The sequence below is a fragment of the Alteromonas sp. 14N.309.X.WAT.G.H12 genome, assembly GCF_036697315.1.
Taxonomy (GTDB): Bacteria; Pseudomonadota; Gammaproteobacteria; order Enterobacterales; family Alteromonadaceae; genus Alteromonas.
This window is the reverse complement of record NZ_JBAHZB010000045.1, coordinates 19831-29202: the sequence shown is the minus strand read 5'-3', so window position 1 is coordinate 29202 and position 9372 is coordinate 19831. Positions and strand designations below refer to the sequence as shown.

The following is a 9372-nucleotide window of genomic DNA, read 5'->3' as shown; positions in this document are numbered from 1 at the left end:
CGACCGAAAATATGCCCTTGGCCGCCGATAACCGTTACAATCAACTTGGTTGGTTTTGCCGCGGTTAATTGGAGTAATTGGTTAGCGGTGACATCGCGGGAAATCACTTCTTTGTTTTGCACAACGTCCACCCCCAACAGGGTATTTTCCAGATTTTGCGCTGCCATAATACTGGCCACTGTGGACCCCGACCCCATCACAAAACAGGTTTCAGGCTCATCCTCCATGATTTCGTCAATATAAGCGGCAATGTCATCTAAAACCAGTTCATCGTTCTCTTTTCCGCCCATTTTCACCGCCTGAACATAGGTCAGGGCATTAGGGACAACCAGTTCGCCATAATGCTTGGCTAACACTTTCCCTTGGCGAAAAGCGTCTTCATCGATATCCCGTACTTCGCCTTCAATTTCACTGACAAGCTCCCCTCGGATCATCATTGCTACCACTTCCCCTGCGGCAACTGGGGTGACGGCATAAACCCCCGAATGAATTTTGCAGCCCGCCGGCACGCCCAACACAGGCATGGCAGCATAGTCCGTTTCCTCTTGAATACGTTTACACACGTTTCGCGCAGTGCCATCACCACCAGCAAAAAGCAGTAGATCAGCCTGATTTGCGAGTATAGCCCCCACAGCCTTTTCCGTATCTTCCCCCTCGGTTTGCGCCGAGTTTGGCTGATAAACAACGGTATAAGAAAGCCCCAACGCCGCACACACATGCTCGCCCATATCGCCAGCGCCGGTAATAATGTGAAACTTATCGGCTAAAGGCGCGAGTACAGACAGTGCTTTTGTCATCTTTTCCCCCGCCTGTTGACGTGCGCCAGCAGCCAGAGCTTGACGGCGGATCTCCCCGCCATCACTGCCTTTTAACGCCAATGCGCCGCCAATACCGGCAAAAGGATTGATTACAACACCAAGCCTAAATCGTCTCATTTTACACATTCCTCAACATAAACAGGATCGAGTGACGGCGTAGAAAAATTACGATGCAATGCCTCAAGAAATAATGCGGCTCGCTTAGGAAAGCCCGTATTAACATAGGTTAAAAGTTGCTGGGCAACCTTGCGTGTAAAGCCGGCTCGGTCTGGCTCGGCACCGTTCAAATTATCAGTACTAACCTGAAAAGTCCGACCCGCCGCCAACGTAAACGCCCATTCAATGGCCTGCGGCTTTACTTCCACATTTTCAAAAGCCCGTTGTTGCTGGGCATTGCGCCCATCGGGACAATACCAGTAGCCATAGTCTTCTAATTGTCGACGGGCTTGCCCGGCAATACACCAGTGGGAAATTTCATGTAACGCGCTGGAAAAGAAACCGTGAGCAAAAACGATGCGATGATAAGGAATATCATTATCAGCAGGTAAATAAATGGGTTCATCATCTCCCCGCACCAAGCGCGTATTATAGGTGTCAAAGAAACACTGGTTAAACAGCTGTATTAACCCATCCACATCATTATCAATGTGGTTGCTATTATCTGTACGGGCGGTATTGCGCATATCGGCTGGCTTCATCATGTTGGCTTAACGTTGTTTAAACAACAGACGCGGTACTACGGCTTCTTATTTAAGGGGGCGCATAGTAACAAAAAGATCTGCCAAGAGCCAAAATACGTCGTGCTTTGGCCACCAACAAAGGGACTATTTTCATTGCCAAAAACCGCCCGTTGATGATAAAACACGGAGCAAATAATTCTCGCTAATCAGGTTCCCTATCCTATGGCTGATTTTACTGACTGGGCGCTCCCCTCGCCTTTTATTCAAAACTGGCAAATTCAACCAACTCATATCGACCATTATCAACATGTCAACAATGTGGCCTATTTGGCACAAATGGAATCACTGGCATGGGCCCATTCCAATAGCCTAGGGCTGCATTTTGCAGACTATCAGGCAATTGGAAAAGGTATGGTCATACGCCGTCATGAACTGGATTATCTGCAACCGGCCTTTGAGGGTGACACGCTCATGTGTGCCACCTGGATCACCGATTGCCACAACGGCATTACGCTAACGCGACGCTTTCAATTTGTTTGTGCAAAGCGCAACAAAGCGGTGTTTGCTGCACAAACCCACTTTGTTTGCGTAAAGCTCGCGACCGGAGCACCAACACGCATGCCCCCACAGTTTAAAGCGTGCTATGGCGCTGCGGTGGTAAATCCCACCGAAAAAAAAGCATAGGTGCAGCCGCTACCCTGTTGTGACTATCGGGGTGCATGGTATGTTGTCACCCCGTTGGACGCCCTAGATTGACGCAGCCACCAGCGTCCCTTGTTCTATTGCTCGTTTAGCATCAAGTTCACGGGCTTCATCGGCACCGCCCACCAAGTGACAGGGTTTAATTAAGCCGTCCTTGAGTGTCCTAAGGGACTCCTGACCGGCACAGATAACAACATTATCCACGGCGAGCACCACATTCTCACCCTCAATAACGCAGTGCAAGCCATCCCCATCGATGGCCTGATAAGTCACCCCGGAAATCATCTTCACCCCTTTTTTCAATAAACTCGCACGATGTGCCCAACCGGTGGTTTTACCTAAACCCGCGCCCAGTTTCGTGGTTTTACGCTGAAGTAGATAGATCTCTCGGGGTGACGGTTCAACTTGCGGCGCGATCCCCTCGACACCGGCCCGTGCAGACATCGTCATATCCACTCCCCATTCGCGCATGAACACGGGAATGTCCAAACTTGGGGATGCGCTTGCCTGTGAAAGGTACTCTGCCACGTCAAAACCAATGCCGCCAGCACCGATAATAGCCACCCGTTTACCCACGGGCTTTTTCTTTTTAATCACATCAATATAAGAAAGCACACTCGGGTGATCATTTCCTTTAATATCCGGTGTTCTTGGCGTGACCCCGGTGGCAATAATTACCTCGTCCACATCACTGCTGTTTAGGGTGTCAGCATCAACCTGAGTATTTAATTTTACCGTCACGCCCATAAGTTCAAGCTGCTTGTTAAAATAGCGCAGGGTTTCATTAAACTCTTCTTTACCAGGAATTTGACGGGCGATATTGAATTGACCTCCAATTTCCGAAGCGCTGTCATATAAGGTAACGGTGTGACCACGCCGCGCTAGGGTTGTTGCAGCCGCCAATCCCGCTGGACCGGCGCCAACAACGGCAATATGTTTTGGCTTTTCCGTTTTCTCAATCACCATCTGCAATTCATGACAAGCCCGGGGATTTACCAAACAACTGGTGAGCTTACCGTTGAAAATATTATCCAAGCAGGCTTGATTACAGCCAATACAGGTATTGATCTCATTGCTTCGATTTTCCTGTGCTTTACGCACAAACGCCGGATCGGCTAAAAAGGGACGGGCCATGGATACCATATCCGCGTCGCCACGGGCTAAAACCTGTTCGGCCACCTCAGGTGTATTAATTCGATTACTGGTGATAACCGGCACCGTTAATGCCTCTTTAAATTTGGCGGTTACCCAGGTAAATGCAGCTCGGGGAACACGGGTGGCAATAGTGGGTATTCTGGCCTCGTGCCAGCCGATACCGGTATTAAGAATGGTGGCGCCCGCCGCTTCAACCTCAAGCCCCAGTTTCACCACCTCGTCATAGGACGAGCCCCCTTCCACCAGATCGAGCATAGACAGACGATAAATCAAAATAAACTCATCCCCCACGGCTTGGCGAACCCGCCGCACCACTTCTATCGGCAAGCGGATCCTGTTGTCATAGTCGCCCCCCCAACTATCGGTGCGATGGTTGGTTCTTTGGGCAATAAACTGATTAAGAAAATAGCCTTCGGACCCCATGATTTCCACGCCGTCGTAACCCGCCTTTTGCGCTTGGGTGGCGGCAAAAACAAAATCTTCAATTTGCTGTTCTATTTCTTCGTCACTCAGGGCTTTTGGCACAAACGGGCTAATGGGTGCCTGAATGGCAGAAGGTGCCACCGCCTTTTTAGAGTAGGCATAACGCCCTGTATGCAAAATCTGCATACATATTTTTCCCCCGGCCTCATGCACCGCATCTGTGACCACCCGATGGTGTGCAACGGCTTTATCAGAATCTAACCGACGGGTAGCAGGATGGGTGGAGCCTTCCTCGTTTGGACCGATACCGCCGGTGACAATAAGCCCGACCCCACCTTTGGCCCGTTCACTATAGAAGGCCGCCATATGATGATGTCCGCCTGGCATTTCTTCTAGGCCCGTGTGCATAGATCCCATGACGATACGGTTTTTTAACTGGGTAAACCCTAAATCAAGGGGACGAAATAAATGGGGATATGTGGTGCTCATAATCTCTCCTGGTGGAAACCTCATTATTTTTTTGAGGTCGGTTTGGCCTGCTACCAACGCAACTTGACAGTGTCAAGATACCACTCATATTGACACTGTCAAGATTTAACGGGAAACTAACCGCCATCGTATTTTGGATATTGCCATGACAGTCATACAGCCATATCACCATGGTGAATTGCGCGCGGCGCTCATTACCACGGCAACAAAAATTATTGAAGAAGAGGGAATCGACGCCCTTTCTATCAGAAAGTTGGCCGAACAAGTGGGGGTGTCACGTACCGCGCCTTATCATCACTTTAAAGATAAAAATGCCCTGCTCAGTGCCATCGCAGAAGAAGGGTTTAGAACCTGGCATAACTCTGCCAAACGCATATTTGAGCAACAGGACTTAGCGCTGTCAGAAAGGTTTCGCTTATTCATTCATGAATATGTGGGTTACGCATCGAGTCATCCTGAGTTATATGATCTTATGTTTGGTCGCACATTGTGGAGTAAAAATAATGCCACTGACTCACAGAAAGCCGTGGCTTACCCCTGTTTTCAATATCAATTGGAAATGACCCGTAGCTGGCAAAAACACGGTTTGCTCCCTCAAGGGCCTGATGCCCTTAGACTCGCCCAAGTCACCTGGAGTACCCTCCATGGTATCGCCCGATTGCTCATAGACGGCATTTTTGCCGATGCGTCTCATATTGCCCAGATGTGCGACTGTGCCGCCCAGGTATTTATGCAAGATCCCGCACAGCAGCACTAATCATGGTGACAGCTTAACCTTCCATAGGGTTATTTAGTCTTTGATAAAGACTGGCAATTGATGAAGTTCGGCCTATAGTTAATCTTTGCAACAACAATCCCTTATAACTCTATAAGCAGAACACCCATTTCTCGTAAATGATGGCTTATTCGCAGGGAAAGTTGGGCAAAAAGATAACCCAAATACACACAAGCAGCGTATGATGAGAGACAAACGATTTGTTTAAACTCGCAAACGAATTTGCTACAACATAGTCACTGCAAATACCAAGCCTTTAGGCGACGGCGCAGTCATTCTTATTTGAAGGGTAAAAGTGAAGCGCAAAATTGATGACGCCAACACACTCTATGTGCGCCAGGTAAAAAAACTAATTTCTCTTGTCTCAGGCACAACTAGTCACACGCCTTCTGTCACCACGTTTGCAAAGCGATACTTTACGCTAACACCACCGATGAAAAAGTATATCGGCGACCTGACCAATCAGATTAATCACATTCAAACAAGCGGACTCGGTGAAACCAACCAAGCCACGTTAAAGGCCAAGCTGCAAGAAACCCAAGATAAATTACACCAAGAGCACCAAAACCGGTATGAGTTACTTAAAAGCGTTATCGAATTAACGGTAACCTTGAGCGAGGGAAACAGTTACGAAGAATCCCAAGTTAACAGTGCCAAAATACTTGGTTGTCTGCTCATGCTTACCCAAGGCAGTGAAGGCAATTATCGAACTTTTCACCAGCATTTAAAGCCCATTTATAAAGCCATACTGGTGCTAAGGTTAGTGGATAAAGCCTTATCCGATTCAACCCTTTGTCCCTATCTAGAGGAACGAAAAGCGCTGTTGCATCGCTTCGACGATGACAACCTTCGCCAACGCTGGTTCGATGAAATCGCCTTTCCGGTGATCAGTGCTGCCATTTATCAGGATATTGGCTTGTTCCACCCCGATGCGCAATTGCTGTTAAAGGGTAAAGACGGCACCTGTGATCCCTATCGCACTTTAGACGATGCCGACAGAAAAGCCCTGCTAAAACTAAATTATCAATCTACCCTGGCCTACGTAAAAGAAGCGCTCTGTTTATCATCGCAGCCGTCAACAACCGAGAATAACCCAGCCCACCGCTTTGTTATTGATATGATTCAAGGGGCCTTTACCGGCAAGTCGGGAGTTGGTGATTTAGTCAAAATCCCCCAGATTTACGCCTCGGTTGTCCTATCAACCAAGCCTAACTATGACCGCATTAGTTTACCGAAAGGCTATATGATCATTGAACAAATGGCGAAACAGGGCGCCATTAACCTTCAATTGGCTAATCATTTCATACACATTGTAGGCTACTTTCCCCAAGGGTTTGGGATATGTTTTATTCCGGTTAATGAGAAAGGGTTTGAAAAAGACCAGTATGAATATGCCATCGTCACCCGTCTTAATCCTGATAACCCGGCGGCCCCCGTATGCAGGGTTGTGTCTCGCAACCTCAATTTTACTGCCAACGGCAAAGACGAAACCATTGTTAAAAGCCGTAATTTATACTTTAAAGCCGCCCGACAAAAATTAATGAAACTAGACCGACAGCGTCACGCCGAAATTTTACGTCAGATGACAAGAAACTTTAAAGACAGTGACTTAGACAAACAAGTGCCTGCTTTTTGGGAGCCTTACGACTTTTTTGCTGAAAAGCGAAATCAGTCATTGTGGAAATAATGGCGGTGGAAATGGTGGCGGGATAAAAATGTTGAGGCCCATAAAGGCCTCATAAGCGGTGACTAATCTACGATGTCATTTGGCATATCTTCACGGATTTGCGCCCACACCTTGCCAGACGCGATGCCGTATTGACGTATAACCGTGGGCACGTCTTCAAACGCCCCTTTTTCAGCAACTTCAAGTAACTGGGAATAGAAGTTTTTCGCCACATCTCGCGCCGACTGATAAGAGAAATAATACCCACCGATACGTGAATACATGCCCCTAAACCCGTTCATCATCAACACAAACACTTTGTTGCCCGAGGCGAGCGCCAAATCATGATTAAGCTGGTAATCGAATTGGGCAAAGACTTTGCCATCTTCTTCGATGGTTTTATAGCGCGAAATAATGCTAATGGCTTTTTCCTGATTATTTCTGATGGCAGAACGAATAAACACCGCACTAAGATTGGTGCGTGCTGCCAGTAAGTTGTCCACCAGCTCTGGAATCCCCTCTTGATCGAGACGAGCCAAGGTTTCCAGAATATTTAATCCACAGGTCTCCCAAAAATTGTTCACTTTTGTGGGTTTACCGTGCTGAATGGTTAACCAGCCGTCTCGGGCTAACCGTTGTAAAACTTCTCGTAACGTAGTTCGTGTCACACCGATGAGCTCTGACAGCTCGCGCTCGGCGGGAAGAATCGTACCGGGAGGGAACCTGCCGCTCCAAATCGATTCAACAATATATTCCTCAGCAAAACCTGCAGGACTCTGGGCTTTATAAATCATGGGACTCGCCTGGCTGTCATTATTATTGTACAAACTGATTGTACCAGATGCATTTTCATTAACACAATCAATTAATCAGGGTTTTAAGTTTAAGTGGTTATACTAACTATGGCCTTTCCTGTCTTTCTCAAGCGGTTTTTTTAGGGTAGTCTTTAGAATTGACGAGTAACACAATAATAAACGTCACTAAAAACCATAACTTGGATATCGTCCACGCTAACTATGGACACGTAAATATAATAATTACATTGACTTCGCCAACAAAGTTGTTAAAGGAAAATAAAAAATGCAAACCTCATTGCCAATGGCGTTATACAAGAACTTTCTCGGTCACGCACCAGACTGGTATAAAAAAACCATCGTAGCATTTCTCATCATTAATCCTTTTCTTTTTATGATGGATACATACCTGGCTGGCTGGGTACTTGTTATTCAGTTTATTTTCACCCTAGCGATGGCGCTGAAATGTTACCCCCTGCAACCGGGCGGGTTATTACTGATTGAGGCCTTATTTATAGGAATGACGTCTCCGGGTCACATGATGCATGAAATTGAAGTGAACCTAGAGGTACTGTTACTACTGGTATTTATGGTAGCCGGCATTCACTTTATGAAAGACTTGCTACTATTTCTGTTTACCAAGCTAGTTATTAAAGTCAAAAATAAGCTCATTCTTTCACTTGCATTTATTGCCGCTTCGGCATTCCTATCCGCCTTTCTCGATGCGTTAACAGTAGTGGCAGTGATTATCGCCGTGGGATTAGGCTTTTATACCATTTATCATAAGGTGGCATCGGGTAAGGATTTTCATCACGACCATGATCACACCGACGACAAAAAAGTCTCCAATCTAAAACATGATGATTTAGAAAATTTCCGTGCTTTTTTACGTAATCTGATGATGCATTCAGCGGTTGGTACTGCACTTGGTGGCGTAATGACCATGGTTGGTGAGCCACAAAATCTTATTATTGCTGATAAAGCTGGCTGGGACTTTGTGGAGTTTTTCATCCGCATGTCGCCGGTAACCATTCCCGTGTTCGTCTTTGGGCTACTCACCACCATCTTCCTGGAAAAAACCAAAATATTCACCTATGGCGCGCAACTGCCTACTGCGGTGCGAGAAATCTTAGTCTCCTACGACAAGCATATGGACCAAGGTCGTACCAATCGCGATAAAGCCCGTTTGGCGGTTCAAGCACTCATTGGCGTTTGGCTCATTGTTGGCTTAGCAGGGCATTTTGCTTCAGTGGGGCTGATTGGCTTATCTGTTATCGTCTTGGCAACATCAGCCAGCGGCATTATCGAAGAGCATGCCCTGGGTAAGGCCTTTGAAGAAGCCTTGCCCTTTACCGCCCTACTCTGTGTCTTTTTCGGTGTTGTCGCGGTAATTATTGATCAAGAGTTATTCCAGCCGGTGATTCATTGGGTATTGTCCTTTGAAGGTAAAATGCAACTGGTTATGTTCTATTTGGCGAATGGTTTGCTCTCGATGGTCAGTGACAATGTGTTTGTCGGTTCGGTCTATATCACCGAAGTCATGAGCGCACTGGAAGACGGCCAAATCAACCGAGATCAATTTGATTTACTGGCGGTGGCCATTAACACCGGCACCAACCTTCCGTCTGTCGCCACACCAAACGGCCAGGCCGCCTTTTTGTTCATGTTAACCTCCGCCATCGCGCCCTTACTGCGCCTGTCATACGGGAAGATGGTTCTCATGGCTTTGCCCTACACTCTGGTACTCACCTTAGTAGGTCTGGCAGCCACCTATTTTAGTTTGTCGGATGCCACCCAATTCTTATACGATATGCATCTTATTGAACATCATTCTGCACTGTCTGTTGGCAGTGTTGAGTCTCACTAGGGT

Annotated in this window: 8 protein-coding genes; 4 read left to right on the top strand and 4 right to left on the bottom strand. The window is 47.1% G+C overall.

Translation table 11 applies throughout. The features are described 5' to 3' along the window. Both V5298_RS12460 and V5298_RS12455 read right to left on the bottom strand, forming a co-directional pair. A partial coding sequence (locus tag V5298_RS12460) for an ATP-NAD kinase family protein (RefSeq protein ID WP_332931774.1) occupies positions 1 to 935 on the bottom strand: 935 nt, incomplete at its 3' end. Beyond that, entirely contained in the window at positions 932 to 1519 is a 588-nt protein-coding gene (locus V5298_RS12455) for an elongation factor P hydroxylase (RefSeq protein ID WP_416351181.1), read from the bottom strand. The genes V5298_RS12460 and V5298_RS12455, both read right to left, overlap by 4 nt. A 201-nt stretch (positions 1520 to 1720) precedes the next feature. On the opposite strand from V5298_RS12455, the gene V5298_RS12450 reads away from it, so the two are divergent. Continuing rightward, the gene (locus V5298_RS12450; RefSeq protein WP_332931773.1) at positions 1721 to 2182 is read left to right on the top strand and encodes a thioesterase family protein; all 462 of its coding nucleotides are present in this window, start codon (positions 1721 to 1723) and stop codon (positions 2180 to 2182) included. A 63-nt stretch (positions 2183 to 2245) separates the two neighbouring features. Here the strand turns inward: V5298_RS12450 and V5298_RS12445 are convergent, their stop codons facing one another. After that, positions 2246 to 4267: an NADPH-dependent 2,4-dienoyl-CoA reductase gene (locus tag V5298_RS12445; protein ID WP_332931772.1), complete on the bottom strand. Its 2022-nt coding sequence runs from the start codon at positions 4265 to 4267 to the stop codon at positions 2246 to 2248. 145 nt (positions 4268 to 4412) lie between these two features. On the opposite strand from V5298_RS12445, the gene V5298_RS12440 reads away from it, so the two are divergent. Further along, positions 4413 to 5024 (top strand): TetR/AcrR family transcriptional regulator, encoded by a 612-nt coding sequence (locus V5298_RS12440; RefSeq protein WP_332931771.1) that lies wholly within the window; start codon positions 4413 to 4415, stop codon positions 5022 to 5024. Positions 5025 to 5337: 313 nt separating this feature from the next. Then, positions 5338 to 6729: a hypothetical protein gene (locus V5298_RS12435; protein WP_332931770.1), complete on the top strand. Its 1392-nt coding sequence runs from the start codon at positions 5338 to 5340 to the stop codon at positions 6727 to 6729. A gap of 62 nt (positions 6730 to 6791) precedes the next feature. On the opposite strand, the gene fadR is transcribed toward V5298_RS12435, so the two are convergent. After that, positions 6792 to 7502 carry a fatty acid metabolism transcriptional regulator FadR gene (fadR, locus tag V5298_RS12430; protein ID WP_332931769.1) on the bottom strand — a complete coding sequence of 237 codons (711 nt, stop codon included), beginning with the start codon at positions 7500 to 7502 and terminating at the stop codon, positions 6792 to 6794. A 286-nt stretch (positions 7503 to 7788) separates the two neighbouring features. On the opposite strand from fadR, the gene nhaB reads away from it, so the two are divergent. Next, on the top strand, positions 7789 to 9369 hold the full coding sequence (gene nhaB / locus V5298_RS12425; RefSeq protein WP_332931768.1) for a sodium/proton antiporter NhaB: 1581 nt from the start codon (positions 7789 to 7791) through the stop codon (positions 9367 to 9369). Positions 9370 to 9372 lie beyond the last annotated feature (3 nt).

Bases quoted from the DNA above. Each gene is read 5' to 3' on its own strand.
- V5298_RS12445 (WP_332931772.1), bottom strand. From the start codon at position 4,267: ATGAGCACCACATATCCCCATTTATTTCGTCCCCTTGATTTAGGGTTT.
- fadR (WP_332931769.1), bottom strand. From the start codon at position 7,502: ATGATTTATAAAGCCCAGAGTCCTGCAGGTTTTGCTGAGGAATATATT.
- nhaB (WP_332931768.1), top strand. From the start codon at position 7,789: ATGCAAACCTCATTGCCAATGGCGTTATACAAGAACTTTCTCGGTCAC.
- V5298_RS12455 (WP_416351181.1), bottom strand. From the start codon at position 1,519: ATGATGAAGCCAGCCGATATGCGCAATACCGCCCGTACAGATAATAGC.
- V5298_RS12450 (WP_332931773.1), top strand. From the start codon at position 1,721: ATGGCTGATTTTACTGACTGGGCGCTCCCCTCGCCTTTTATTCAAAAC.
- V5298_RS12440 (WP_332931771.1), top strand. From the start codon at position 4,413: ATGACAGTCATACAGCCATATCACCATGGTGAATTGCGCGCGGCGCTC.